Origin of the sequence: Micromonospora mirobrigensis (assembly GCF_900091555.1) — a bacterium.
GTDB lineage: Bacteria > Actinomycetota > Actinomycetes > Mycobacteriales > Micromonosporaceae > Micromonospora > Micromonospora mirobrigensis.
Genome location: NZ_FMCX01000004.1, coordinates 376,751 through 401,522 on the forward strand (window position 1 = coordinate 376,751; position 24,772 = coordinate 401,522).

At 74.6% G+C, this 24,772-nt stretch carries 28 protein-coding genes; 9 read left to right on the top strand and 19 right to left on the bottom strand.

Annotated elements, in window-relative coordinates:
* Positions 1-675: 675 nt before the first annotated feature.
* The 5 genes from GA0070564_RS16390 to GA0070564_RS16410 form a co-directional block, all read right to left on the bottom strand.
* Complete coding sequence (locus GA0070564_RS16390; RefSeq protein WP_088973713.1) at positions 676-969, bottom strand: DUF6510 family protein; 294 nt, start codon at positions 967-969, stop codon at positions 676-678.
* Positions 970-986: 17 nt separating this feature from the next.
* Positions 987-1,748 carry a ferredoxin reductase gene (locus GA0070564_RS16395; RefSeq protein ID WP_091609497.1) on the bottom strand — a complete coding sequence of 254 codons (762 nt, stop codon included), beginning with the start codon at positions 1,746-1,748 and terminating at the stop codon, positions 987-989.
* 1 nt (position 1,749) lies between these two features.
* The gene (locus tag GA0070564_RS16400; protein ID WP_218104934.1) at positions 1,750-2,340 is read right to left on the bottom strand and encodes a sulfite oxidase-like oxidoreductase; all 591 of its coding nucleotides are present in this window, start codon (positions 2,338-2,340) and stop codon (positions 1,750-1,752) included.
* Between the two features lie 117 nt (positions 2,341-2,457).
* On the bottom strand, positions 2,458-3,480 hold the full coding sequence (locus GA0070564_RS16405) for a TerC/Alx family metal homeostasis membrane protein (RefSeq protein WP_091609499.1): 1,023 nt from the start codon (positions 3,478-3,480) through the stop codon (positions 2,458-2,460).
* 175 nt (positions 3,481-3,655) lie between these two features.
* A complete protein-coding gene (locus GA0070564_RS16410; RefSeq protein WP_091609500.1) occupies positions 3,656-4,741 on the bottom strand; it encodes a glycosyltransferase family 4 protein in 1,086 nt (361 codons plus the stop codon).
* An 80-nt stretch (positions 4,742-4,821) separates the two neighbouring features.
* Here GA0070564_RS16410 and GA0070564_RS16415 point away from each other — a divergent pair, with 80 nt between their 5' ends.
* On the top strand, positions 4,822-6,021 hold the full coding sequence (locus tag GA0070564_RS16415) for a CaiB/BaiF CoA transferase family protein (protein WP_091609501.1): 1,200 nt from the start codon (positions 4,822-4,824) through the stop codon (positions 6,019-6,021).
* Positions 6,022-6,048: 27 nt separating this feature from the next.
* On the opposite strand, the gene GA0070564_RS16420 is transcribed toward GA0070564_RS16415, so the two are convergent.
* Positions 6,049-6,459 carry a DUF2267 domain-containing protein gene (locus GA0070564_RS16420; RefSeq protein ID WP_091609502.1) on the bottom strand — a complete coding sequence of 137 codons (411 nt, stop codon included), beginning with the start codon at positions 6,457-6,459 and terminating at the stop codon, positions 6,049-6,051.
* 179 nt (positions 6,460-6,638) lie between these two features.
* Here GA0070564_RS16420 and GA0070564_RS16425 point away from each other — a divergent pair, with 179 nt between their 5' ends.
* Both GA0070564_RS16425 and GA0070564_RS16430 read left to right on the top strand, forming a co-directional pair.
* Positions 6,639-6,911, top strand: coding sequence for a DUF2795 domain-containing protein (locus GA0070564_RS16425; RefSeq protein ID WP_091609503.1), 273 nt, complete (start codon positions 6,639-6,641; stop codon positions 6,909-6,911).
* Positions 6,912-6,954: 43 nt separating this feature from the next.
* Positions 6,955-7,611, top strand: coding sequence for a DUF1345 domain-containing protein (locus tag GA0070564_RS16430; protein WP_218104935.1), 657 nt, complete (start codon positions 6,955-6,957; stop codon positions 7,609-7,611).
* Positions 7,612-7,856: 245 nt separating this feature from the next.
* Here the strand turns inward: GA0070564_RS16430 and GA0070564_RS16435 are convergent, their stop codons facing one another.
* The 4 genes from GA0070564_RS16435 to GA0070564_RS16450 all read right to left on the bottom strand — a co-directional run bounded on the left by GA0070564_RS16435 (position 7,857) and on the right by GA0070564_RS16450 (position 10,870).
* Complete coding sequence (locus GA0070564_RS16435) at positions 7,857-8,522, bottom strand: hypothetical protein (RefSeq protein ID WP_091609504.1); 666 nt, start codon at positions 8,520-8,522, stop codon at positions 7,857-7,859.
* 42 nt (positions 8,523-8,564) lie between these two features.
* Complete coding sequence (locus tag GA0070564_RS16440) at positions 8,565-9,539, bottom strand: pirin family protein (protein WP_091609505.1); 975 nt, start codon at positions 9,537-9,539, stop codon at positions 8,565-8,567.
* Between the two features lie 10 nt (positions 9,540-9,549).
* Positions 9,550-10,455 (bottom strand): hypothetical protein, encoded by a 906-nt coding sequence (locus GA0070564_RS16445; protein WP_245670069.1) that lies wholly within the window; start codon positions 10,453-10,455, stop codon positions 9,550-9,552.
* Positions 10,456-10,558: 103 nt separating this feature from the next.
* Positions 10,559-10,870 (bottom strand): MazG-like family protein, encoded by a 312-nt coding sequence (locus GA0070564_RS16450; protein WP_091609506.1) that lies wholly within the window; start codon positions 10,868-10,870, stop codon positions 10,559-10,561.
* A 217-nt stretch (positions 10,871-11,087) separates the two neighbouring features.
* Between GA0070564_RS16450 and GA0070564_RS16455 the strand changes: the two genes are divergently transcribed.
* Positions 11,088-12,449: an alpha/beta hydrolase family protein gene (locus GA0070564_RS16455; protein WP_245670070.1), complete on the top strand. Its 1,362-nt coding sequence runs from the start codon at positions 11,088-11,090 to the stop codon at positions 12,447-12,449.
* Positions 12,450-12,519: 70 nt separating this feature from the next.
* Here GA0070564_RS16455 and GA0070564_RS16460 read toward each other — a convergent pair whose 3' ends face one another.
* Both GA0070564_RS16460 and GA0070564_RS16465 read right to left on the bottom strand, forming a co-directional pair.
* The gene (locus GA0070564_RS16460) at positions 12,520-13,110 is read right to left on the bottom strand and encodes a hypothetical protein (RefSeq protein ID WP_091609507.1); all 591 of its coding nucleotides are present in this window, start codon (positions 13,108-13,110) and stop codon (positions 12,520-12,522) included.
* A gap of 580 nt (positions 13,111-13,690) precedes the next feature.
* Positions 13,691-14,488: a DedA family protein gene (locus tag GA0070564_RS16465; protein WP_091609508.1), complete on the bottom strand. Its 798-nt coding sequence runs from the start codon at positions 14,486-14,488 to the stop codon at positions 13,691-13,693.
* A gap of 104 nt (positions 14,489-14,592) precedes the next feature.
* On the opposite strand from GA0070564_RS16465, the gene GA0070564_RS16470 reads away from it, so the two are divergent.
* Together GA0070564_RS16470 and GA0070564_RS16475 are read left to right on the top strand one after the other, a co-directional pair.
* Positions 14,593-15,252, top strand: coding sequence for a phosphotransferase (locus tag GA0070564_RS16470; RefSeq protein ID WP_218104936.1), 660 nt, complete (start codon positions 14,593-14,595; stop codon positions 15,250-15,252).
* 50 nt (positions 15,253-15,302) lie between these two features.
* Positions 15,303-16,205 carry an MOSC domain-containing protein gene (locus tag GA0070564_RS16475; protein WP_245670071.1) on the top strand — a complete coding sequence of 301 codons (903 nt, stop codon included), beginning with the start codon at positions 15,303-15,305 and terminating at the stop codon, positions 16,203-16,205.
* A 32-nt stretch (positions 16,206-16,237) separates the two neighbouring features.
* Here the strand turns inward: GA0070564_RS16475 and GA0070564_RS16480 are convergent, their stop codons facing one another.
* The 6 genes from GA0070564_RS16480 to GA0070564_RS16505 form a co-directional block, all read right to left on the bottom strand.
* A complete protein-coding gene (locus tag GA0070564_RS16480) occupies positions 16,238-17,719 on the bottom strand; it encodes a serine/threonine-protein kinase (protein WP_245670072.1) in 1,482 nt (493 codons plus the stop codon).
* A gap of 96 nt (positions 17,720-17,815) precedes the next feature.
* Positions 17,816-18,013 (bottom strand): hypothetical protein, encoded by a 198-nt coding sequence (locus GA0070564_RS16485; protein ID WP_091609509.1) that lies wholly within the window; start codon positions 18,011-18,013, stop codon positions 17,816-17,818.
* A gap of 2 nt (positions 18,014-18,015) precedes the next feature.
* On the bottom strand, positions 18,016-19,083 hold the full coding sequence (locus tag GA0070564_RS16490) for a LacI family DNA-binding transcriptional regulator (RefSeq protein WP_091609510.1): 1,068 nt from the start codon (positions 19,081-19,083) through the stop codon (positions 18,016-18,018).
* Between the two features lie 137 nt (positions 19,084-19,220).
* Complete coding sequence (locus tag GA0070564_RS16495) at positions 19,221-20,069, bottom strand: SAM-dependent methyltransferase (RefSeq protein WP_091609693.1); 849 nt, start codon at positions 20,067-20,069, stop codon at positions 19,221-19,223.
* Between the two features lie 84 nt (positions 20,070-20,153).
* Entirely contained in the window at positions 20,154-21,041 is an 888-nt protein-coding gene (locus GA0070564_RS16500) for a helix-turn-helix domain-containing protein (RefSeq protein ID WP_091609511.1), read from the bottom strand.
* Positions 21,042-21,168: 127 nt separating this feature from the next.
* Positions 21,169-21,408, bottom strand: a complete 240-nt coding sequence (locus GA0070564_RS16505; protein ID WP_091609512.1) for a DUF397 domain-containing protein — start codon at positions 21,406-21,408, stop codon at positions 21,169-21,171.
* 254 nt (positions 21,409-21,662) lie between these two features.
* On the opposite strand from GA0070564_RS16505, the gene GA0070564_RS16510 reads away from it, so the two are divergent.
* Positions 21,663-22,313, top strand: coding sequence for a GGDEF domain-containing protein (locus tag GA0070564_RS16510; protein ID WP_091609694.1), 651 nt, complete (start codon positions 21,663-21,665; stop codon positions 22,311-22,313).
* A 71-nt stretch (positions 22,314-22,384) separates the two neighbouring features.
* Here the strand turns inward: GA0070564_RS16510 and GA0070564_RS16515 are convergent, their stop codons facing one another.
* Positions 22,385-22,879 carry a type II toxin-antitoxin system PemK/MazF family toxin gene (locus GA0070564_RS16515; protein WP_091609513.1) on the bottom strand — a complete coding sequence of 165 codons (495 nt, stop codon included), beginning with the start codon at positions 22,877-22,879 and terminating at the stop codon, positions 22,385-22,387.
* A 73-nt stretch (positions 22,880-22,952) separates the two neighbouring features.
* Here GA0070564_RS16515 and GA0070564_RS16520 point away from each other — a divergent pair, with 73 nt between their 5' ends.
* Together GA0070564_RS16520 and GA0070564_RS16525 are read left to right on the top strand one after the other, a co-directional pair.
* Complete coding sequence (locus GA0070564_RS16520; protein ID WP_091609514.1) at positions 22,953-23,465, top strand: NUDIX hydrolase; 513 nt, start codon at positions 22,953-22,955, stop codon at positions 23,463-23,465.
* A 40-nt stretch (positions 23,466-23,505) separates the two neighbouring features.
* A complete protein-coding gene (locus GA0070564_RS16525) occupies positions 23,506-24,741 on the top strand; it encodes a hypothetical protein (protein ID WP_091609515.1) in 1,236 nt (411 codons plus the stop codon).
* The last annotated feature ends 31 nt before the right edge of the window (positions 24,742-24,772 follow it).

Below are 24,772 nucleotides of genomic sequence, written 5' to 3' on the forward strand. Positions count from 1 at the left end.
GAAAGTCTTTGGGGGGCGGTCGCGGACCCTGAGGGCTCATCGCGACCCACACACCGGTTCCTGCCAGCCACCCGAACCCGTAGGGCTCGTCGTGGCGGCGGACCATGTGTAACGACCTCGGACCCGGGATCATTCCGGGGCCCCGCCCGATCCGTCACGGCATCGGCGCTGGCAGCCGGGGGTGCTGCTGCGGTCGTCCAGAGGGTGTAACGACCTCGGCCCGGCCGCCATTCCACCGCCGTGATGCCACCGGCCACGCGCAGGATTCGGACAATCACCCCAGCCCACCCACCGGCCGGCATCCATGACGGGACCCGGTGCAGATCCTGGAGGGAACCAACCCCCAGACGGCCCGAACCGGCCAGAATCCACCGCGTTCAGGGCGACACCGGTCAACCACGAACGGCCCCGACCACCAACCTCCGTGCCCCTACAGACCTGAGAGCACAGACGACTCACCCACCAACCGGTCACGGTGTTCAGCCGGCCGTCCGCCATCACTATCGTGTCCCGGCCGCAGAGACCACGTCCGGTGAGTCGTCCACGCTCTCAAGTCGGTAGCCGCCGAAACCGACCACGATCCTGACACCGTCGACGAGAAGGTCGCCGAGCCAGACGGACCACCACGCCGAGGACGGGCCTCGCCCCGCGCCGGGCGAGGGATTTACCGTCGGCCTAGAGCGGGCGGGGGTGCGGCTGGTCCAGTGGCATCGGCACCTGCAGGAAGGTGGCGCCGCGCAGGTCCAGCCAGGCCCGGTCGGGCGAGCGGACCAGTCGCAGCATCACCTCGGTGCAGTTCGGGCAGCGTCCGACCAGGCCGGGAGCGTGCGAGAAGACGTGCAGCCCGGCCATCGGGCCGACCATCCCGCAGGACTCGCAGCGCCCGGTGGCGCTGCTCAGGTCCACCGCGAAGAGTTCCCGCAGCGGCCCGTCGAGCATGTTGCCGTCCAGGTACGACATGTCGGTCATCAGCGTCTCCTCGCCGTTCACCCGGTGGGGCCGAACCGTTCGGTGCGGATCCGCCGGGACTGGTGACCCAGCCCGACCAGCAGGTCCGCCGCCGTCTCCACGAAACCGGTCGGCCCGCAGACGTAGCAGAGCGGCTCCAGGTCGGGCGGCCAGCCGTGGGTGTTCAGGTCGGCCAGCCCGATCCGGTGCGGCTCACCCCGCCAGCCCTCCGGCGCGGCCCGGGTCCAGACGTACGCGACGTCCAGGCCGTGGTCGTCGCGGGCCCGGCGGCGCAGCTCCTCGGCGTAGATCACGTCGTCGGGGGTGCGGACCGAGTAGACCAGCCGGAACGCCGCCCGGTTGCCGGCCGCGCGGCGGGCCCGCAGCATGGCCATCAGCGGCACGATGCCGGAGCCACCGGCCACCAGCAGCACCGGCGCCTTCTCCTCGGGCCGCCAGACGAACCAGCCGCCCACCGGGCCGCGTACCTCCACCGGGTCGCCGGTGGCCCAGACGTCGGTGAGGTACGGCGACACCTCCCCGTCGGGCACCTTCTGCACGGTCAACGCGATCCGCTCCCCCTCGGCCGGTCCGGCCAGCGAGTACGACCGCGCGGCCTGGTAGCCGTCGGGGGCGGTGAGCCGCACGTCGACGTGCTGCCCGGGCAGGTGGCCGGGCCAGCCGGGCACCTCCAGCACCAGGGTCTGCGCCGTCGCCGTCTCCACCCGCCGCTCGACGAGGCGGCCCACCCGCCAGGTCAGCGGGGCGGCGACCCGGGCACCGGATGCCGTCCCGGTCACCTCAGTCACCCTGGTAGCGCTGCTCGCGCCAGGGGTCGCCGTAGTCGTGGTAGCCGGCGGTCTCCCAGAAGCCGGGCTGGTCCATGGTCCTCAGCTTGATGCCGCGGACCCACTTGGCGGACTTCCAGAGGTACAGGTGCGGCACCAGCAGCCGGGCCGGGCCGCCGTGCTCGGGGTGCAGCGGGGCGCCGTCGTAGGTGTGCGCCACCCAGGCCCGCCCGCCGCGTAGGTCGTCCAGCGGCAGGTTGGTGGTGTACCCGCCGTAGGAGTGGGCCAGCGCGAAGTGGGCGTCGGTGTCGAGGCCGTCGAGCAGCGTGTCCAGGGAGATGCCCTGCCAGCTGGTGTGCAGCTTGGACCACCGGGTGACGCAGTGCAGGTCGACCTCGGCCGTCTCCTGGGGCAGGGCCATCAGCTCCGCCCAGGACCATCGACGCTCGTCGCCGTTCTCGGTGGTGATGACGAACTCCCAGGTCTCCAGCGGCACCTTCGGTGTCGGGCCGGCGGAGAGCACCGGGAAGTCCTCGGTCAGGTACTGCCCGGGTGGCAGCGCCGGTTCGGCCGAACGGGGCCGCCCCTGGAATCCCGGAGACACGATTCCCACCCGTAGTTCGTACCACCTGCGAGCGGCGGGCCGGGAGCTTTCCCGTACGCCGGAACCCGCCGGAGGCGTCGCGGCCCGCCGGGGTCGGCGGGCCGCGACGCGCCGCGGTCAGTGCTGCCGGTCGGCGACCACCTCGCGGTCGCCCGGCTCCCGGTCGCGGGTGGCCCGCAGGCTGGTCAGGGTGACCACCACCAGAACGCCGATGATCACGCCGAGCGAGGCCAGGGTCGGGATCTCCGGGACGCCGGACCAGATGCCGTGCGCCCAGTGCAGGCCGAGCTTGACGCCGATGAAGGCCAGGATGATGGCCAGGCCGTAGCTGAGGTGCACCAGCCGGCTCAGCGCGGCGTGCAGCACGAAGTAGAGCGCGCGCAGGCCGAGCAGGGCGAAGGCGTTGGTGGCGAAGACCAGGTACGGGTCCTCGGTGATGCCGTAGACGGCCGGCACCGAGTCGACGGCGAAGACGATGTCGGTGGCCAGCACCGCGAACACGACCAGGGCGAACGGGGTCAGCGCCCGGCGGCCCTGCTGGCGGATGGTCATCCTCGTGCCGTGGTACTCCTCCACCACCGGCATGAACTTGCGCAGCAGCCGCACCGACCGCATCTTGTTGATGTCGACCTCCTGCTCGTGCCCGGAGAGGGCGTCGCGCAGCAGCTTGACCGCGGTGGCGACCAGGATCAGGCCGAACAGCAGGAAGGCGAAGTCGAGGGTCTGGAGGGCGGCGGCGCCGAGGGCGATGAAGATCGCGCGCAGCACCAGCGCGCCGGCGATGCCGTAGAGCAGCACCCGCTGGGCCAGGACGGCCGGCACCGCGAAGGCCGCCAGCAGCAGCATGAACACGAAGAGGTTGTCGACCGAGAGCGACTTCTCGACCAGGTAACCGGTCAGGTACTCCACACCCTGCTGGGAGCCGAACCGGGACCAGATCCAGGCGCCGAAGGCCAGCGGCAGCGCGATGTAGAAGGCGGACCAGCCCAGCGCCTCGCGGATCGACACCTCGTGCGGCTTGCGGGTGACCAGGAAGTCCAGCACCAGCAGGGCGAGCACGCCCGCGATGGTCACCGCCCACAGGGTGGGCGTGCCGACGGACGACAGCTCACCGGCGGACAGGTACGACAATTCGGTCATGGGGCCTCCTCGAACACCGTGACATGTTCGAGGTCTCCTTCACCCACGGAACGTGGGCAACCACCCGAGGCACGCCCGGGGCGCGCCGTACTGACCGGCATGGTTCGTGGGAAGTACTCCCCTCGTGCGACCAGGTTAGGGCAACCTTGCCGGATCGCCAAGAAACGACGCAACGTCAGCCCTCGTCGCGGCCCAGGGTCCGCCGGTACAGCTCCAGGTGCGCCGCGGCCACCCTGGGCCAGGTGTACGCGGCGACGAACGCCCGCCCCCGCTCGGCGAGCCGGCGGCGCAGCACCGGGTCGGCCAGCAACCGGCCGACCGCCGCGACGATCGCCGCGCTCTCCGCCCGCTGCCTGATCACCGCCACCGCCCCGGCCCGGTGTGGCTCCCCGTCCCCACCGTCGGGCACGGTGACCGCCGTCGGGACGCCGTGCGCCAGCGCGGTGAGCAGCTCGCCGCTGGTCGCGCCCACCCCGGCGACGGCCGGCAGCACCACCACGTCGGCGGCGTGCAGTGCGGCGGAGAGCCGGTCGGGGTCCACCGGACCGGTCACGGTGACCGCGTCCGCGACGGCGTACCGGCGGGCCAGCGCGGCCGGCTCGTCCGCCGGGTCCCCGGCCGTCCCGCCACCGATCACCAGCAGCCGCAGGTCAGGGTGGGCGCGGCGCAGCTCGGGCAGCGCCCGGACCAGGTGACCCAGGCCGCCCTCCGGCCCGGCCGGCCCGAGGAAGGCCAGCAGCGGAGCACCCTCGGGCAGGCCGAGCCGGGCCCGCATCCGCTGCCCCCGGGTGGCCGCGCCCGGCTGGTCGGCGACCGGCGGCGCGACCGGGATGTGCACCGGCGCCGCACCCGGCACGTCGATCCGCGGGTCGGTGACCACCACCGCGGCGCTGCCCGGGGTGAGCCGGTCGGTGAGGTGGCGCAGCGCCGTCGCGAGACGCCCCGGCCGGTGCCCGTCGTGGTCGCCGTCGGCGTGCAGCGTGGTGACCAGCGGGGTGGCCCGGGGCAGCAGGCCGGGAAGCAGCCCGGGCAGCCGGTACGCCGTCGACGGGAGCTGCACGTGGACCAGGTCCGGGTGGAGCCGGCGTACCTCGCGGGCGGCCCGGGAGCCGGCGGAGAGCCCGCCGGCCGGGCCGACCGGCACCGACTCGACCCGTACGCCCGCCTCGTCCAGCGCCCGCACCAGGTGGGTGAGGTAGTCGCCCAGCCCGTCCGCGTCCGGGTCGTGCAGCATGGCCACCCGGATCCGCTCCTCGGCCATGCCACCCCTCCGCTCACCCGTCGGCGCGGGGGCGTTCCCGGGCCCTGTCGCGACAAACCCGTTCCGCCTATCGTGGGCCGGTGACCGACGCCGCCGCACCGACCAACACCGCGCCGACCGACTCCGTCGCGCCGACCGGCCCGCTGGCCGGGATCCGGGTGGTCGAGCTGGCCGGCATCGGACCGGGCCCGTTCGCCGCGATGATGCTCGCCGACCTGGGCGCCGAGGTGATCCGGGTGGACCGGGTCGCCGACGCCGACCCGACCGCCGAGGGCCCCCATCCCGACCTGCTCAACCGGGGCCGCCGGTCGGTGGCGGTGGACCTGAAGTCCCCCGACGGACGGGCGGCGGTGCTCGCCCTGGTGGCCGGGGCCGACGTGCTGCTGGAGGGCTTCCGGCCCGGGGTGACCGAGCGACTCGGCCTCGGCCCGGCGCAGTGCCTGGCGGCCAACCCGCGGCTGGTGTACGGCCGGATGACCGGCTGGGGGCAGGACGGCCCGAACGCCCCGTACGCCGGCCACGACATCGACTATTTGGCGCTGACCGGCGCGTTGCACGGGATCGGGCGGGCCGGTGAGCGGCCGGTGCCGCCGCTGAACCTGCTCGGCGACTTCGGCGGCGGCGGGATGATGCTGGCCCTCGGCGTGGTGGCCGCCCTGTACGCGGTCCGCGCCGGAGCACCCGGCCAGGTGGTCGACGCGGCCATCGTGGACGGCGTGTCGGTGCTGAGCACCCAGATCCACGCGCTGCGCCGGCTCGGCATGTGGCGTGACGACCGCGGGGTCAACCTGCTCGACGGCGGCGCGCCGTTCTACGACACGTACGAGTGCGCCGACGGGCGGCACCTCGCGGTGGGCGCGCTGGAGCCGCGCTTCTACGACGAGCTGGTCCGGCTCACCGGGTTCCCGCTCGACGGCGACGAGGCGCCGGACCGCACCGATCCGGGGAACTGGCCCGCGCTGCGCGAGTCGTGGGCCCGGTTGTTCCGGACCCGGACCCGGGACGAGTGGTCGGAGCTGCTGGCGGCCTCCGACGCCTGCGTCGCCCCGGTGCTGGACTGGGCGGAGGCGCCGGCGCATCCGCACCTGGCGGCCCGGCGGACCTTCGTGACCCATGCCGGGGTCGCGCAGCCGGCCCCCGCGCCCCGGTTCTCCGGCACGCCGACCGCGTTGCGCCGCCCGCCGCCGCATCCCGGGCAGCACACCGACGAGGTGCTCGCCGAGGCCGGGTTCGACGCCGCCCGGATCGCGGAGCTGCGGGCGGCCGGCGCGATCGGCTGACGCCCGGCGCGGGTCGCCGGCGACCGGTCAGGCGCGGCGCAGTCCGACGCCGGGGGACATGGCGGGTTCCACCAGGTCGCGGTAGTCCCGGGGCAGTTGGGTCACCACGTCGTCGAACTCGTCGCCGGTCACCGCCTCGCGCAGGGTGGTGAGGACCGCGCGGGCGGCGGCCCGGGCGGTGGCCTCGTCTGCGTCGGCCCGCTCACCGACCCTGGCCCCGAACTCCCGGGCGTCGAAACGCTCGGCCGCCTCGTCGTCCGGGCCGGTCCGCAGCGCCAGCCGCAGCGGGTCGGGCAGTTGCGCGGCGAGGTCGAGCACCTCGCCGCCGGTCAGCCGTTCCGCCAGGGTGCGCAGCGTCGCATGGATCAGCTGGACCGCGCGGTCCGGGTCGAGGCCGGTGCGCTGCGCGACCTGGTCGACGAACGTGTCGTAGTTCATCGGTGCACTCCCCTCCCCCGGACGGGCCGGCCGCCGGGCCGGCGCGGGGTACCCGCCGACGGCGAGCGGAAACGAGCGACCGGCCCGACCGATTTCCGCCCCGATCGGTGCGTGAGCGGGCCGCGGACGGGTAACCGCGCCCGGTCGTGACCCGAACGAGGTGCCGAGGAGCCCGACTGATGGCGACTTACTCCGACGTCCTGCAGTACCTGTCGAGCCTGGACTACCCGGCCGAGAAGGACGACGTCGTACGCGAGGCCGAACGGGAGGGCGCCCCGCCGGAGGTGCTGCGGGCGTTGCGGGCCCTGCCGCCGGTCGACTACGCCAACGGCACCGAGGTGGCCCGGTCGGCGAAGATCGAGGCCGCCCCGGAGGTGGGTGCCGCGCAGCGGGCCGAACAGGCGCGGGACAAGCGCCACCAGCGCGTCTCGCAGCACCTGCGCGGCATCTGACCCCGCCTCCGGTGTCCGGGACACCCACGCCGGTGACCCGGCGGTGAGGCGGCTCGTCGACGTCGACGGGCACACCCCGTCCGCGGTGCAGTTGGCGCTGATGGGGTTGGTGGGCGTGCTCTGCGGGGTGGCGTTCGCGGTGCTGGTCTCGGCGGCGTTGAGTCCGCTGGTCGGCTGGGACGCCGCCGCGCTGACCTGGCTTGGTCTCGCCTGGCGGCGGCTGTGGCCGTTGGACGCGGCCGGCACCGAGCGGCTGGCGATGCGGGAGGACCCGAACCGGGCCGCCCGGGACGCCCTGCTGCTGGCGGCGTGCCTGGCCAGCCTGGTGGCGGTGGCCGTGGTGCTGACCGCGGCGCACGCCGCGCCCGCCCGGTTGACCCGGGACGCCTACGGCGGGCTCGGCGTGGTCAGCGTCTTCCTCTCCTGGTTCGTGGTGCACACCGTCTTCGCCACCCGGTACGCGCGGCTCTACTACAGCGGCGTCGACGGGGGTGTGGACTTCCACCAGGAGGGCCGGCCCTGCTACGCCGACTTCGCGTACCTGGCGTTCACGGTGGGTGCGACGTTCCAGGTCTCCGACACCGACGTCTCCAGTCCGGAGATCCGCCGGACGGTGCTGCGGCAGTCGGTGGTGTCGTACCTGTTCGGGGCGGTCATCATCGCGGCGACGGTGAACCTGCTGGCCGGCCTGGCCGCGTGAGGCGAGGGGGAGCAAGAACCGCGGGCGCCCCGGGTCACGAACCGCGACCGGGGCGCCCCACAGGACCTGCCGTGTCGGCGGTTCACGCCCGAACCGGGTCGCGATCGCTCGTACGGCGGAATTCGCCCGAACCGGGCGGGCATCACTGCCGGTACCAGCATACGACGTGGGGGTCACCCGTTCGGGGGAGTTCGGCGAATGTGTGGCCGGGCCCACCACCCGGGGCCGGGCCGGTTCCGCACCGATCAGGCGTTCAGTTCGGCGTACCGCTTCTCCAGGTCGACCCGGGCGAGCGCGCCGACCAGCCAGGCCAGCCGCTCCGACTCCCCACTGCCGGCGAGCCCGGCCAGGTCGTCGGCGGAGCGGCCCAGCCCCAACCGGCGGGCCGCGGCCAGGGCGTGCCGGTCGGCCACCGGGGCGACCTCCCGCCACAACGCCTGCGCCTCCCGCAGGAACAGGTCCACCACCTCGGCGTCCACCGCGGGCAGCTCGGTGAGCAGGCGCCGCTCGGCGGCCGGGTCGTGGTGGGCGACGGCCCGCAACCGGCGCAGGTCACCGCGGTACCGGTCGACGACCGTCCGGGCCAGGTCACCCAACCGGTCGGCGAGCGCGTCCACGTCGCCGCGCTGGCCGTGCTCGCGCAGCACGCGTACCCGGTCGGCCCGCAACGAGCGGGCCAGCCGGGCCGCGCTGTCCCAGCCGGCGTCGCGCAGCGCGGCGGCGGCCTCCACGGCCCGGCGGTGGTCGCCGCGCCGGGCGAGCAGCACCGACAGGCAGAGCAGTTGGAACAGGCTCGACGGGTTGTTGGTGACCCGGAACCCGCACTCCTCGGCGAATCCGCGCCCGCCGCCGGCCAGCCGGCGGACCAGGCGCTTCTTGTCCTCGATGGTGGAGCTGGCGCTGGTCGGCATGCCGGCGACTACCCGAACCGGTGGCCGGCACTCCTGACGGTGTCAGCCGTGCAGGCCGCCCCGCCGGTCGCGGGCCTTGAGGCGGGTGGTGGGCAGCGGCGGCGCGGGCAGCGGCGGCGCCGGATCGTCGGCCACCACCCCGAACCGGGCGCTGCCGGCGGCCCACTCCTCCCGGGCGGCGGCCACCTCCTCGTGGGAGCGGCCGACGAAGTTCCACCACATCACCAGCGGCTCCTCGAAGGGCGTCCCGCCGAGCAGCAGCAGCCGACACTCCGGGGTCGCCCGCATGGCCACCGACTTCCGTCCGGCACCCAGGTAGAGCAGGGCGCCGGGGGCGAGCGGCACCCCGTCCACCTCGGCCGCGCCGGAGAGGGCCACCAGGGCGTACTCGAAGTCGCGGCGCAGCGGCACGGTGGCCGGGGCGGCGCCGCGCAGCTCGAGCTGCGCGCCGAGCAGTGGGGTGTGGACCTTCGCCGGGGACCGTTCGCCGGCCAGCTCGCCGACGAGGAGCGTGACGTCCAGGTCCCCGTCGCGGAAGCGGGGCAGGTCGGCGTGGTGGGCGAAGTCCGCCGGGCCGGAGCGGGCCGGGTCGGGCAGCGCCACCCAGAGCTGCGCGCCGTGCATCAGCGGCGGGTGGACCTGCGGCGAACGCTCGGAGTGGGCGATGCCGTGTCCCGAGGTCATCACGTTGAGCTGGCCGGGCCGGATCGGTTGCACGTTGCCCAGGCTGTCGCGGTGCAGGATCTCCCCGTCCAGCAGCCAGGTCACCGTCTGCAGGCCGGTGTGCGGGTGCGGCGGGACCTCCATGCCGGGCCGCTGCGCGACGTCGTCCGGGCCGAAGTGGTCGACGAAGCACCAGGCGCCGACCATCCGCCGCTGCCGCTGCGGCAGCAGCCGGCGCACCGTCGTGTAGCGGCCGAGCGGCACGTCGTGACCGGGCAGCAGCACGCTGCCCGGGTCGGTCTCCGCCACACCGGGCGGTCGGGTCTGTGCCGGCAACGATTCGGTACGCTCCACCGGCCCGACTCTACGCCGGGCCCGCGCCGACGATCACCGTGTTCGCACCCGCCGCCAGGTCGAGGTAGAGCCGGTCCACGCTGCGGTCCCAGCCGGGTGAGCTGATCGTGTCGCCGGCCGCCACCCCCTCGCGCCGTTGCCCGTGGAGCGTCACCGAGCCGGCGCCGGAGGCGACCCGGATCCGTACCGGCGGGGCCGCGTCGGCGAGCCGGACGGTGAACCCGTTGACCCCGCCGCTCATCCGCACGGTCAGCGCCCCGGCGATCGGCGGCAGCCGCAGGTCGATCCGGGCCGCGCCGCCGACCATGTCGATCCCGGACACCGCCCGGGCGGCGCTGAGGTCGAGCAGTTCCTCGCGTACGCCGCCGGCCAACCGCAGTCCCCAGGTGACCCGCGAGTTGAGCAGCACCTCGATCTCGCCGGCTCCGGGCCGGCCGGTGGGCTCCAGCCGCAGCCGCACCAGGTCGCCGCGCACCTCGGGGCGGGGTCCGATCCCGCTGTCGACCGGCCCACCGATGCGGTACAGGTCGTCGCCGAGGTCGGTCACCCGCAGGGCGAGGTTTGTCAGTCCGTCGTCGAGGGCGAAGGTCGCCGCACGTCGGCCGGCCAACGGTGCGGTCAGCGCCTGGGCGGCGGCGGCCTGAACCCCACCCGCCGCACCGGGTTCGCCGGCCGCCGGAACGACCGTGGACGGTGTGGCCCCGCCGGAGAAGACCACCCCGAGCCGGTCCGGTCGGGAGAGCGTGGCGACCACCGCCGCCGCGCCGAGGACGACCACCACCACCGCGGCGGCGGTCAGCGCCAGCGCCGTCGGGGACCAGCGCCGACCTCCGCCCGGTTCGGCAGTCGTGCCGTCGGCGCCCGGTCGCGCTCCCGGTGCCCGCCGATGATGACCGTGCCGCCCCGATGCCGCCATCGCCGATCCCCTCTCGCGGTCCCCCACGGATCAGTACGGGCCGAGGCTGCGATCGGATCAGCCGGCGTCGCTCCGCCCGCTGGGCGCGGGCCGGCGGATGCGGTCAGTCCGGCAGCCGGGACCGGATCTTGGCCGCGCACGACGCCACGGCCTCCCGCGAGTCGAAGCCCAGGCTCTCGATCGCCACCAGGGCGGTGAAGACCACGTCGGCCAACTCCCCGACCACGTCCTGGGCGGTGTGCGTCACCCCCTTGCGGGGGTTCTGCCCGAGCACCCCGATCCACGCCCCGGCGGCCTCCCCCGCCTCCTCGCTGAGCTTGAGGATGCGGGCGGTCAGCTCCGCCCGGTCGGTGCCGTTGGCGGCGTCCAGCCACGCGCGGGAGGCCCGGGCGGTGGCCCAGATCGACTCGTCCATCCGACCAGTGAACCGGACCGGGCCGTCGGGGCGAACGGCAGGCCCCCCGCGGGACGGACGCCCGTCGGACCTCTGTGGACGCCCGGGCTGACCGTTCGGTCAGTCAACGATTGACAGGGATCGGTGACCCGGCCTAGTTTCAGTGCGCTACCGACCGGTAGGCATCCCGTCCCACCGGCCGCCCCCGGCGGGCGGCACCGTCCCCGGGGGAGCAACGATGCTGTCCACCACCCGCCTCACCCGCCGCCTGCTGGCCGCGGGCGCCGCCCTCACCCTCGCGTTGGGGCTGACCGGCGCCGCCCCGGCGGCCGCCGCCGTTCCCGAGGACGACGGCAGCCAGCCGCTGCCCGGCTACACGATCAGCAACCCGCCGCTCGCGCCGCTGGAGATCGACGGCGCCACCACCACCGTCCGGCAGGGGGTGCACGAGCACGCGGCGTACATCATCGAGACCCCGGCCAACTGGAACGGCGAGCTGGTGATGTGGGCGCACGGCTACCGCGGCCAGACCCCGGTGCTGTCGCCCGAGACGCCCGCGTTCGGCCTGCGCCAGCGGATGCTGGCCCAGGGGTACGCCTGGGCGGCCTCGTCCTACGACCGCAACGGGTACGACATCCGCTCGGGGGTGCTGACCACCCGGGCGCTGGCCGACCTCTTCACCGACACGGTGGCCCGACCGAAGCGGGTGCTGATGGCCGGGGTGTCGATGGGCGGCCACATCATCGGCCGCTCGTTGGAGCAGTACCCGGGCTACTACGACGGGGCGCTGCCGATGTGCGGAGTGCTCGGCGACCAGGAGCTGTTCGACTTCTTCCTGGACTACAACCTGGTGGCGCAGGCGCTGGCCGGGGTCCGGGCGTACCCGACGCCGCCGGACTACCTGACCAACGCGGTGCCCCGGATCCAGGTGGCGTTGGGCCTGGCCGGGCTGAAGCCGGGCGGGCCGGACACCACCAACGCCCTCGGCAAGCAGCTGCGCGAGATCACCGTGAACCGTTCCGGCGGTGACCGGCCGGGCGCGGAGGCGGCCTTCACCGTCTGGAAGGACTTCCTCTTCGGCATCGCCACCACCAACGGCGGCGACTCCCCCGCGCAGCGGCCCGGCCAGCTCGCCACCAACCTGCTCACCTGGTACACGCCGAACAGCCCGGTCAACGTCAACGCGACCGTGCAGCGGGTGGCGCCGGAGAACGTGTGGCAGCGGGTGCTGCCCACCCTGACCGAGGTGCCCCGGATCGCCGGCCGGCCCACCGCGCCGGTGCTCAGCCTGCACGACCTGGGCGACATGTTCGTGCCCTTCTCCATGGAGCAGGCGTACGCCCGGGACGTCGCCCACCACGGGCGGAGCCGGCTGCTGGTCCAGCGGGCCGTCCGCGCCGCCAACCACTGCGAGTTCAGCCCCGCCGAGGCGGGCGCGGCCTGGGACGACCTGACCACCTGGGTACGCGGTGGCGCCCGGCCGGCCGGCGACGACGTGACCGACCGGAGGAAGGTCGCCGCGGCGGACTTCGGCTGCCGGTTCACCGACCCGACCGCGTACGGCACCGGCACCCGCCCGCTCTTCGCGCGCTGCCCCTGACCGGTACCGGACATGCCGCTGGCCGGCACCCCGTGCGGGGTGCCGGCCAGCGTTCGTTCATGTGGTGGTGTCAGTTGTTCCAGTGCTGGGCGACGAGGTCGGCGGCCTGCTGCTCCCACTGCGCGTAGGCCTCCGGGTAGGCCGACACCTGCACCGTCTGCGCGGCGTCGGTCAGGGGCATGTCCTGCCACCCGTCGACCTGCTTGAGGCCCTTCAGGAACGCGGTCGTGGAGTAGGCCGGGTCGGTGATCTGCTCCGGCGAACCCCAACCACTGGACGGGCGCTGCTGGAACAGACCCAGCGAATCGTGGTCGTTCTTGTCGCCGAGGTGGCCCAGGTTCTCCAGCTTCGACTCCTGCAAGCTGGTCGCGATCGAGATCACCGCGGCCCGCTCCGGGAGACCGGCCTTCTTCGTGGCGGCGATGATCGCCTTGGCATTGGCGGTCTGCTCATCGTTCAGGTCAATGCGCGACTGGGTGCCCTGCACACCGTGCGGGATCAGCGCCTTCGCGTCCACGCCCGGCTTGTCGGCCTGCACCGCGGCGACCGGGGCAGCGTGCACCGGCTCAGCGGCGTGAGCGGCAACCGGACCGGCGAACACACCACCGGTGAAGGCAAGACCAGCAATACCCAGCACACTCTTGGTCAGCATCGAGTTCATGGGAAAGCTCCATTCGGGGGTTGGCGCGCCACCCGAGGGGGATCAGGCGACGCGCAAGCACCGTCAGGCGCTCAACAAGCAGGGGAAAGTCTTGGTGTCCGGCACGGCCACGGACCCAGCGGGGCTCGTCGTGGCGGCGGACCATGTGTAACGACCCCGCGCCCCACATCATTCCGGGGCCCGACCCGATCCGTCACGGCATCGGCGCTGGCAGCCGGGGGTGCTGCTGCGGTCGTCCAGAGGGTGTAACGCCTCGCGCCCGGCCGCCATTCCACCGCCGGGGTGCCGCCGGTCACCCCGAAACGGACAATCACCCCACCCCGCCCCACCACGTCGCTGACGACGAGACCCCGCGAGGACCGCAGGCCCCCGCGGCGATCGCGTACCGGCCGCAACCGGCGGGACATGCACGTCCGTTGCCGGACCGGTGAGTCGTCCACGCTCTCAAGTCCGTAGCCGCCGAACCCATGGCGCTGCGCCCGCAAAGGCCACGGGTTCCCGGCCGGCCCGAAGGCCGGCCCGGGCCCCGGCGGCACTCCACGGCCCCGACGGCCGAGCGGCCCTCACCGCCCAGCCGCCCTCACCACCGGTCGGGTGACTCGCTGCTCTCGGCGCGCTCCTGCCCCCAGGTGCCGCCGCGGTACACGGTGCCGCGGTACACCCGCCCGGACGTCGGGGGGACGCCAGGGTCCACGTCGTCGTCGGAGTCGGCGCCGGCCCGTCGGGACCGCCGGACGCGGGACACCACGAACCACGCCAACCCCGCCGCGCAGACCACGATGACGACGTTCTGGAAGGTGCCCACGTACGACTCGACGAGGTGCCAGTTCTCACCGAGCAGGTAGCCGGCGAGCACGAAGATGCTGTTCCAGATCAGGCTGCCGAGTGTGGTGTAGAGCAAAAAGGTCGGCACCGGCATCCGCTCGACGCCGGCCGGCACCGAGATCAGGCTGCGGAAGATCGGGATCATCCGGCCGAAGAAGACCGCCTTGGTGCCGTGTCGCAGGAACCACGCCTCGGTCCGATCGACGTCTGCCAGCTTGACCAGGGGCAGCCGCTCGGCGATCGCCCGCATCCGGTCACGCCCGAGGGCGGCGCCGACGTAGTAGAGGGCCAACGCCCCGAGCACGGAACCGAGGGTGGTCCAGGCGATCGCCCCGAACAGGCTCATCCGCCCCTGGCTGGCGGTGAACCCGGCCAGCGGCAGGATCACCTCGCTGGGGATCGGCGGGAAGAGGTTCTCCAGGGCGACGGCGAGCCCGGCGCCGGGCCCACCGAGCCGCTCCACCAGGCCGGTCACGAAACCGACAGGCCCGTCGGAGGCTGGCTCCGACGCCACGGTACGGGGACCGAGCACCAGCTGCGCGTCTCTGATCACCCGACAAAGTTACGGGGCGTTCGGCACTTCGACCACGCCCGGCACCCGTTCGGGACGTACGGCACGGGGCGGTCCGTTCGGAGGATCACCGCTACGGTGGGCCGGTGATCGATGCCGTCGCCGGGACCACTCCTCTCGCCTCCGGCCGGGACGCCGACGTGTACGCCCTGGGCAGCGGCCGGGTGCTGCGCCGCTACCGCCGCGGTGGGGACGTGCGCGCCGAGGCCGAGGTGATGGTCCACCTGCGGGAGATGGGCTACCCGGTGCCGCTGGTGCACCGCGCGGACGGCCCGGACCTGGAGCTGCAACGCCTCGCCGGACCGACCCTGCTCGACGCGCTGGTCGCCGGTGACGTCGCCGTCGATGGCGCGGCGCTGATGATGGCCGACCTGCACCGGCGGCTGCACGCCCTACCGGCCCGCCGTTCGGCCGATCCCGGGCACCGGATCCTGCACCTGGACCTGCATCCCGCCAATGTGATGCTGACCCCCGACGGCCCGGTCGTCATCGACTGGCGCAACACCGACGAGGGGCCGCCGCCGCTGGATCTGGCGACCACGGCGCTGATCGCGGCGGAGGTGGCCGCGGACCCGACCGAGCCGCTGGCCCACCCGGCGCACGACTTCCTGGCCGCCTTCCTGATCGAGGCCGGTCCGGTCGGGTCGCTGGACCGGGCCGTCGAGCTGCGGGCCCATGCGGGACCGGACGCCGGAGCGCGATCGGCGCGGGCCACCGCGCTGATCCGCGCGCTGGAGCCGCAGTGACCCGCCGGACGCCGACCGGACCGACGGACCCCGGGCCGGCCGGAGGGCACGTGGCGCAGGCCGGTGCGGTCGGGCACGTCGAGGAGATCTGGCGGTACCCGGTCAAGTCGATGCTGGGTGAACGCCGCACCTCGGTGGAGGTCACCGCCGCCGGTATCCCGGGTGACCGCCGGCTGGCGCTGAGACACCAGACGTCGGGAAAGATCGCCAGCGCCAAGGACCCCCGGCGCTGGCGCAGCCTGCTCACCCTGCGGGCGGAGGGTGACGGCCGATCGACGGTACGCGTGACGCTTCCCGACGGGCGAACGGTCGCCGGCGACGCCACCGACGTGGACGACCTGCTCAGCGCGGCACTGGGCGAGCCGGTCACCCTCATCGACCAGGTGCCGCCGGAGGCGACCCTGGATCGGGCCCGGCCCGAGGAGGTCCTGGCCGCCGGCGTGACGGCGACGGTGGCGGTGGACGAGAGCCGGATCGGCGCCGCCGCCCCACCCGGCAGCTTCGTCGACTTCGCGCCGATCCACCTGGTGAACACCCCGAGCCTGGCCCGGGCCGGCTGGGCGACGGCAGGGAGCGGGGCGGCGATCGACGGTCGGCGGGCGTCCCCCGGCACCGAGCCGGCCAGACGGGACGGCGGTGCGGTTGCGCGGTACCGACCCAACCTGGTGCTGGCCACCGACACGGAACCCTTCGCGGAGAACGGGTGGGTCGGCCGGGAGCTGCGTATCGGTACCGATCTCGTGCTGCGGGTGATCGCGCCGACGCCACGGTGCGCCGTACCGACGCTGGCGCACGGCGACCTTCCCCCTGACCCAGACGCGCTGCGCGTGCCGGCCCGACTCAACCGGGTGGAGCCGCTGCCCGGGCTCGGCCCGCAACCGTGCCTGGGCGCCTACGCACAGGTGCTCCGACCCGGACCGATCCGGGTCGGCGACCAGGTCCGGCTGGTCTGATCCGGCGGCCCCAGCTCGCCCGGGCGACCGGGTCAGCCGGCGTTGCGGCCACCGCGCAGCCGGTCGGCGGCGTCGAGCAGCCGCAGCAGGCCGTCGGCGGTGGCGGGGTCGATCCGCTCCTTCTCGACCGCTTCGGTGACCTTCTCGCGCAGGTCGTCGACCCGTTTGGCCCGGTCCTTGGGCTTGCCCCGGTCCAGCTCGGCGAGCTTGTCGCGCAGCTCGTCGACGGTGTCCCCGTCGACGCGCCCGGCCCTCTCGGCCTGGTCGAGGAGGGTGCCGAACGCGGCGGCCACCTGCCGCAGCGTCACCGGCACCGGTTGGCCGGCGGCGGGCGGCCCGGCGCTGGTCGCCCGCCGGGTCGGCTCGGCCGGCGCGGTCGACGGCTTCGCGGCGGGCGCCTCGGTGGCCGGCCGGGTGGGGGACGTGGTCCGGGGGATCCCGCCGTCCCGACCGGCCAGGGCGACCAGGCCGACCAGCAGGGCGAGACCGGCGGCGACCAGCACGCCGAGCAGGCGGTTGGACCGAGCGGCCGCAGCCGGGCGCGGAGCGGCCCGGTCGATCATCGTGGGTGGCTGCCCGCCGCCGGCCGGGCCCGGGTTCCCGCGCACCAAGCCCGGCTGGCCGGGGTACCCGCCGTGCGGCGGGTACCCGGCGGGCAGCGGGCCGCTGGGCAGCACGGCGGTGGGTGGGTCGGCCGGCTGTCCGGCCCCGAACCGGGTGGCGAGCTGGGCGGCGGTCGGGCGGCGGACCGGGTCGGGCGAGAGACAGGCCAGGGTCGACGCGGCCAGGTCGGCCGGCAGGCCGGGCACCCGCAGCGGCGGCGGCGCGGCGGGCCGGGCGTGCACCGCCCGGGCGTCCTCCCAGGTGCGCACGGGAAAGGGCGGCGCACCGGTCAGGGCGCGGTAGAGCAGCGCGCCGAGGGCGTACACGTCGCTGGCCGGGTCGGGTGGGCCGGCGGCGAGGCGTTCCGGGGCGAAGTACGCGGGCGTGCCCATCATCGGCTCGCCGGACCGACCGGGGTGTGAGGGTCCGGCGAGCGCGGCGATGCCGAAGTCGAGGACCTTGGCGCCGGTCTCGGTGAGCATGACGTTGCCGGGCTTGATGTCGCGGTGCACCACGCCGATTCGATGCGCGGCGGCCAGCGCGCCGGCGACCTGACCGGCCATCCGGACGGCGTCGCGCCAGGCCAGCGGACCGGTGGCGAGCCGGTCGGCCAGGTTCTCGCCCTCCACCAGCTCCATCACCAGGTACGGCACGACGCGACCGTCGGGCAGGGTCGCCTCTGCGTAGTCGTACACCCGGGTGACGTGCGGGTGGGTCAGCCGGGCGGCGGCGCGGGCCTCGCGCCCGATGGTGGCCCGCAGCTGCGGGTCCGCGGCGAGCGGGGCGGCGAGGGCCTTGACCGCGACGGGCCGGTGCAGCACCTGGTCGTCGGCGCGCCACACCTCGGACATCCCGCCGAGGCCGATGCGCGCCCGCAGGACGTACCGATCGTGCAGCCTCAGGGCGGGCATGAACGGCGACATGGTGCCCCAGTGTGCCCGTCCACCGCCGCCGACCACCACCCCGGCGCCGGTTTTCGACCGGGGCCAGGGCGGATGGGCGAGCGGTCAGCCGGCGCAGGGCTTGGCCGGGGCCGGTTCCATCAGGTCGGCGAGCCGGCGCAGGGCGGTCGCCGCGAGCAGCCGGCTGGGCGCGAGGCGCGGCCGTGGTTCCCGGTGCGGCAGCACGGGGGCGTCCGGGCGGGCCGAGTTGACGTGCCGGGTGACGGCGTCGATGGCGAGGGTGTAGCCGGTCGGGTGCTCCATGGTCAGCTCCTTACGGGACGGGTGGAGGTGCGGACGATCAGTTCGGTGTCGAGCAGGACCTGCCCGGCGGCCGGGTCGGCGGGCGGTTCCAGCAGCAGTTCGGTGGCGATCCGGCCCTTCTCCTCGGCCGGTTGGCGCACGGTGGTGAGGCCCGCCTCGGCGGCCTCCGGAATGTCGTCGAAACCGGTCACCGAGACGGGATGCCGCTCGGCGGTGCGCCGGTCCCGGGCGGCCAGCGCGTCGAGCACCCCGAGCGCCAGCACGTCGGAGCAGGCCAGTACGGCGGTCGGTGGCGCGTCGTCGGCGAGCAGGTCGCGGACGGCGTCGGCGCCCGCGGCCCGGCTGTTGCCGGCGGCGGTGAGCAGGGTGACCGCGGACCAGTCGACACCGACCGCGGCGAACGCGTCCTGGAAACCGGCGAGCCGGCCCCGGGTGGTGGGGTGCGGCACCTCGTCCGCCGTGGACAGTCGCAGCGGGCCCGACGGCGCGTCGGGCAGCACGCCGTCGCCCAGGAACGCCACCCGCCGGTGCCCGAGGGCGGCCACGTGTTCGGCGGCGGAGCGGGCCGCGGCCCGCTCGTCGATGGCCACGTAGCGGTGGTCGGTGCCCGCGCCGATGCGGGCGGCGGTGGTGACGTACGGCAGGCCGCGGTCGCCGATCACGTCGAGCGCCCAGCTCTCGTCGCCGGCGCAGTAGACGCAGAAGCCGTCGACGGCGGCGTTCTCGACGGCCTGGCGGGCCCCGGCGGGGTCGTCCGGCAGGGGCACCAGCAGCAGGCTCGTGCCGTGCCGCTCGGCCGCCCGGCTCACCCCGGCCAGGAAACGGACGGCGAACGGGTCGGTGAACGCGTACGACAACTGCGAGGTGAACAGGACGCCGATGGCGCCGACGAAGCCCCGGCGCAGCGACCGCGCGGTGGGGTTGGGGCCGGCGTAGCCGAGCTCCCGGGCCGCCGCGAGGATCTGCGTGCGCAGCGCCGGTGAGAGCTGGTCGGGCCGGCTGTAGGCGTTGGAGACGGTGCTGCGGGAGACACCGACGGCGTCCGCCACGGCTTGCAGGGTGGGCTTCACCGGGACCCCCTTCTGTATCGATTCAGAACTGTATCGATTCAGAAGCTACCCCCGCCCGTCGGCGCGCGTCAATGGAAAAGGACGGGAGACGCGAAACGGCCCGGCGGAAGAGACCGCCGGGCCGGGACGCGGGACGGTCAGTTCTTGCGGGCCACCGCGCCGTACATGCTGACGTCGACCACCGACGGCCGGGGCTGCGGTTCGTCGTCGGCACGCCACTGCGCCACCGACGTGATGCCCGGCTCGACCAGCTCCAGCCCCTCGAAGAAGCGGGTGAACTCCTTGCGGGTACGCAGGTTGATCATGCCGTGCGGACCGCCGCCCTTCGCCGCCGCCCTGGCCTCCTCCGCGATGTGGGGTGGGAGGTACTCGTGGGTGGCGTGCGAGGCGGCCAGGTAGCTGCCAGGTGGCAGCGCGTCCAGCAGACGGGTCACCGCGGCGTACGGGTCGTCGGCGTCCGGCACGAAGTGCAGCACCGCCACCAGCATCAGCGCCACCGGACGGGACAGGTCGAGTGTGCGCAGCAGGTCGGGGTGGCGCAGGATCCGCTCCGGGTCGCGGACGTCGGCGTCGAGGTAGGCGGTCGCGCCCTCCGGCGAGCTGGTGAGCAGGGCCCGCGCGTGGGCCAGCACGATCGGGTCGTTGTCGACGTAGACCACCCGGGAGTCCGGGGCCACGGCCTGGGCCACCTCGTGGGTGTTGTCGGCGGTCGGGATGCCGGTGCCGATGTCGAGGAACTGCCGGATGCCCGCCTCGCGGGCCAGGTGGCCGACCGCGCGCCGCAGGAACCGGCGGTTCTCCAGGGCGCTGGTGCGGATGGTCGGGAAGCGGGCCGCCATCGCGTCGCCGGAATCCCGGTCGGCCTGGAAGTTGTCCTTACCGCCGAGCCAGTAGTTGTAGCGGCGGGCGGGATGCGCCACCGAGGTGTCGATCCGGTCGCTGGGGTGCGGGGCGGTCGCCGGGGTGCCCGGAACGTCGGTGGTCAAGGGGGCCTCCGTCACGCTGCGCAGTGTGTCCACTGTCACTGGTCGGACCATGCTAATGCCCCTCCCCCACCGCCGGAGACCCGGTCAGCCGGGATACCGCTCCGCCAGCAGCCGGCCGAGGATCTCCGGGGTGCGCTCCGGAGGCTCGGCCTCCACGCAGAGCCGTTCCATGGCCAGCGCGTAGAAGTCGAGGTCCTCACGCTTGTCCAGATAGATCGCGCTGGTGAGCTGTTCGATGTAGACGATGTCGGGCAGGTCCTGGTCGCCGAAGCGCAGGATGGTGAAGGCGCCTCCGGCGGCGGCGTGGCCGCCCGCGTCGAAGGGGATCACCTGGAGGCGGACGTTCGGCGAGCGGGTCGCCTCGATGAGCGCGGTGATCTGCCCGCGCATCACCGCCGGCCCGCCGATCGGTCGGCGCAGCGCGGCCTCGTCGACCACCGCCCAGAGTTGCGGCGGATCGCTGCGGCGCAGCAGCTCCTGGCGCTGGATGCGCAGGCCGACCCGGCGGTCCAGCTCGTCCGGGGTGGCCGACGGGTGACCCAGCAGCACCACGGCGCGGGCGTAGTCGGCGGTCTGGAGCAGACCGGGGACGAACTGCACCTCGTAGGTGCGGATCAGCGCCGCCGCGGCCTCCAGCCCCAGGTACGACTGGAACCAGGCGGGCAGGACGTCACCGTACCGGTGCCACCAGCCGGGGCTGTTCGCGTCGCGAGCCAGCTTCAACAGCGCGGCCCGCTCGTCGGGGTCCTTGACGCCGTAGAGGGTGAGCAGGTCGGAGACGTCGCGCTCCTTGAAGCCGACCCGACCCAACTCCATCCGGCTGATCTTCGACTCGGAGGAGCGGATCTCCCAGCCGGCCCCCTCGCGGGTCACCCCGGCGGTCTCGCGCAGCCGGCGCAGCTGGGCGCCGAGCAGCATGCGCAGCACGGTGGGACCGGTGGCCGGGCCGCTCTCGGCGGGAACCATCGTCACGTGCCGACCTCCGCATGCCTGCTGACCCGGACCGGGCGCCCCAGCCCGGCCGACGTGTAAGCATGCCATGAACGGTCAGTGAGAAGAACTCCTCCGGACGGACTTTCGGTCCCGTCGACGGGACGGCTCAGTTGATCAGGTGATCGAAGTCCCCGTCGCGGGCGCCGAGCACGAAGGCGGCGATCTCGTCCACCGTGTAGATCAGGGCCGGCCCCTCGGGATGTCGTGAGTTGCGCATCGCGATGCCGGCGCCGCCGGGCAGTTCGGCCAGCTCGACACAGTTGCCGCTCGGGTTGCTCCGGCGGCTCTTCTGCCACTTGAGGGCGGGCAGGAGGGTGACCGGAACGCCGTTCTGAGGCTGCTGCATGGCGCGTCCTTCGTGAAGAGCCTGCCGATGCCGCGGGGAGGGGCGGTGGTGGCCGGAGCGTCGAGTGTGGACCTGGATGCACGTGCATCTGCTATTGCATCTGCATCGGACAGCGAGCATGATATCGCACGGGACCGGTACCCATCCGTTCACTTTGGGTTACCCCCCACCTGGCGACACGCAGGGAAAACGTGGCCTGACGCGGGGGCGGACGCCACCTCGCGGGCCGGAGACACCCGGTGATGGGAGGGCTCGTGCCGGATCCGTTGACCGTCGCGTCCGGGATCTCGGCGGCGGGCGCGTTGATCTCCGCCTGGCAGCTGCGCGCCCGGGCCCTGCGCGCCGAGGAGAAGATCGGTCACCTCGAGGCGGAGCTGGCCGCCGAGCGGCACGCCGCCAGCCACGACCCGTTGACCGGGCTGCCCAACCGGCGGGCCTTCCACCGCCTCGCCGCCACCCTGCTCACCGACGCCGCCGGCCAGCCGTTGATCGCCGTGGTCCTGGACCTCGACGACTTCAAACAGATCAACGACCGTTACGGGCACGCCGCCGGCGACCAGGTGCTGATCTGCGTCGCGCAACGGCTGGCCGCCTTCGCCGGGGACAACCTGGTGGCCCGGCTCGGCGGCGACGAGTTCGCCGGACTGCTGGCCACCCCCACCGTGGACCGGCGGTGGATCGACCACGCCACCCGCCGGCTCTGCGACTCACTGGCCGCGCCGATCGCGCTCGGCTCGATGAGCCTGCGGGTGACCGCCTCGGTCGGGCTGGCGCCGGTGACCGGTCACACCCAGCTCGCCGAGGCGCTCTGCCGCGCCGACGAGGCGATGTACCGGGCCAAGAGCGTCACCGCCACCCGGCCCCGACGGGCCCTGCTGGAGACCGCACGCCTCGCCGAGTGCTGAGCCGGCTCACCCCGCGCGGACTTCCGGGCCGGCCGGCCGGCCCCGCCGCGGCGACTCCCCGGGCGGTGCGGTCAGCGCCAGCCGTAGCCGGCGCGCAGCGCCTGCCCCACCCGCTCGAACCGGGCCCGGTCCAGCACCGCGCCCTCCCGCCGGATGCCGTCCTCCCGCATGGTGAGCACCCGGTCGAGGCGTACCCAACTGGGGCGGTGGTCGCGGTCCCACTCGCCGGGGCCGAGGGCGAGCCAGTGCCGCTGGCCGTCCCGCTCGCTCTGACTGGAGAGCATCAGCCCGAACAACGTGCGGCTGGAGCGCCCGACCACGAGCACCGGTCGGTCCTTGCCCTGCCGGGGATCGTCCTCGTAGTTCACCCAGGTCCAGACGATCTCCCCCGGGTCGGCCTGCCCATCCAGCTCCGGGGCGTACGCCAGCTCCCGGCGTTGCAGGGCGGCCACCTGGCGCCGGCGGGCGGCCTGCGCCGGGACCACCGCCGGGCCACCGGCCGACGGCGCGCCCCTCCCGGTCACCCGGCCGAGCCTCGACGCCACGTTCCTCAACAGGTTCGCCACGGCCGGCAGCCTAGCCGCAGCCGGTCGACCGCGCAGCGCGCGGCGGGCACCGGCGCCGTGCTTGACTGACCCGGTGGACCTTCCCGACGACCTGCCCGTCATCGAGCGCCGGGCGGTCCGCCTGGTGGTGCTCGACGGCGACGGGCGGGTGCTGCTCTTCCACACCCGCGACCCCGACCATCCCCGGCTCGGCATCTGGTGGGAGCTGCCCGGCGGCGGGATGGACCCCGGCGAGACGTACGTGGACACCGCCCTGCGCGAGCTGCGCGAGGAGACCGGCATCCGGGCCACCGCGGACCAGCTCGGGCCGCCGACCTGGCGGCGCCGGGCCAGCTTCGTCCACCGACAGCTGCGGCACGTGCAGGACGAGGTGGTGCTGACCGTACGGCTGGTCGGACCCGGCCCGGACGCGGACGGCGCCGAGCGGCTCGACTACGAGGTGGAGGACTACTTCGGCTTCCGCTGGTGGCCGGTCGCCGAGATCGTCGCCGGGTCGGCCCGGTTCTATCCGGGCCGCCTGCCGACGCTGGTCGAGGACTTCCTGGCCGGTGAACGGATCGACGAGCCGTTCGAACTCTGGTCGTGACGACCGTGCCGACCGGCCGCCGGGTGGGCAGAGTGGAGGGATGACCCAGACTCCGCACGCCGCCCTCGCCCGCTACGCCGACCGGCTGCACCGCGCCGTCGGGGATCGGCACCACGTCGCCTCCCCGCTCGGGGCCTGGCTGCTGCTGGCCCTCGGCGCCGGCGCGGCCACCGGTCCCGACCGCGACGAGCTGACCGACCTGCTGGGCGCCGATCCGGCTACGGCGGCCCGGTTGGCGGCCGCGCTGCTCGACGACCCGCACCCGCTGGTCGCGGCGGCGACCGCCGCCTGGCACCGGCCCGGGTACGACACCGCCGGCTGGACGGACTGGCGGGCCACGCTGCCCGAGGCGACCGGGACCGGTCCGCTGCCCGGACAGGACGAGCTGGACGCCTGGGCCCGCGAGCACACCCTCGGCCTGATCGGCAGGTTCCCGCTGCCGGTCGGCCCCGACGTGCTGTTCGCCCTGGCCGGCGCGGTGGCCACCCGGATCTCCTGGGAGCAGCCGTTCGAGGTGGTCGGCGCGGACGCCCTCGGTGCGGACAGCGACTGGTCGAGGCGGCTGACCCGGGTGCTGCGGTCGCCCCGGCACGGCCACCGGGCCTGGATCGTCGCCACCGGGCGGGCCGGCGACGTGGCCGTGCACGCCGCCGACGCCCGGGACGCCGACGGCGCCGGCCTGACCGTCGTGTCGGTCGCCGCCGCCCCCGGGGTGTCCGCGCGGGACGTGCTGGCCGTCGCCCACGAGCTGGCCCCCGCCGTGCTCGACGGGGACGGCCCGGCCGGGCGGCGGTCCCTGTTCGAGCTGCCGCTGGGCGACACCCCGCTGTGGAGGCTGCGCGAGGAGACCGTCCGGACCAACGCCCCCGGCGGGCGGGAGGAGCGGCACGTCGCGACGCTGCCCTGCTGGTCGGCGTCCGACGAGCACGACCTGACCGCCGCCGGGCTGGGCTTCACCACCGTCGGGCGGGCCCTGGCCGCGCTGGTGGACGCGCCCGGGGCGGACGTCGCCGCGCGGCAGGCGGCGGTAGCCCGCTACTCCCGGTACGGCTTCGAGGCCGCCGCGGTCACCGGGCTGATGGGGCTGGTGTCGCTGCCGCCCGAGGGGGTGGCCCGGACCGCCGAGCTGCGCTTCGGCCACCCGTACGCGGTGGTGGCGGTGGCCACCGACCGGCGCGGCGACACGCCGGGCCCGTGGCACGGCCTGCCGGTCTTCTCCGCCTGGGTGGCCGAGCCGGCGGAGCTGCCCGAGGCCGAGGCCGACCAGCCGCGGTGACCCGGGCGGGACCTCCGGCCCGGGTGGACCA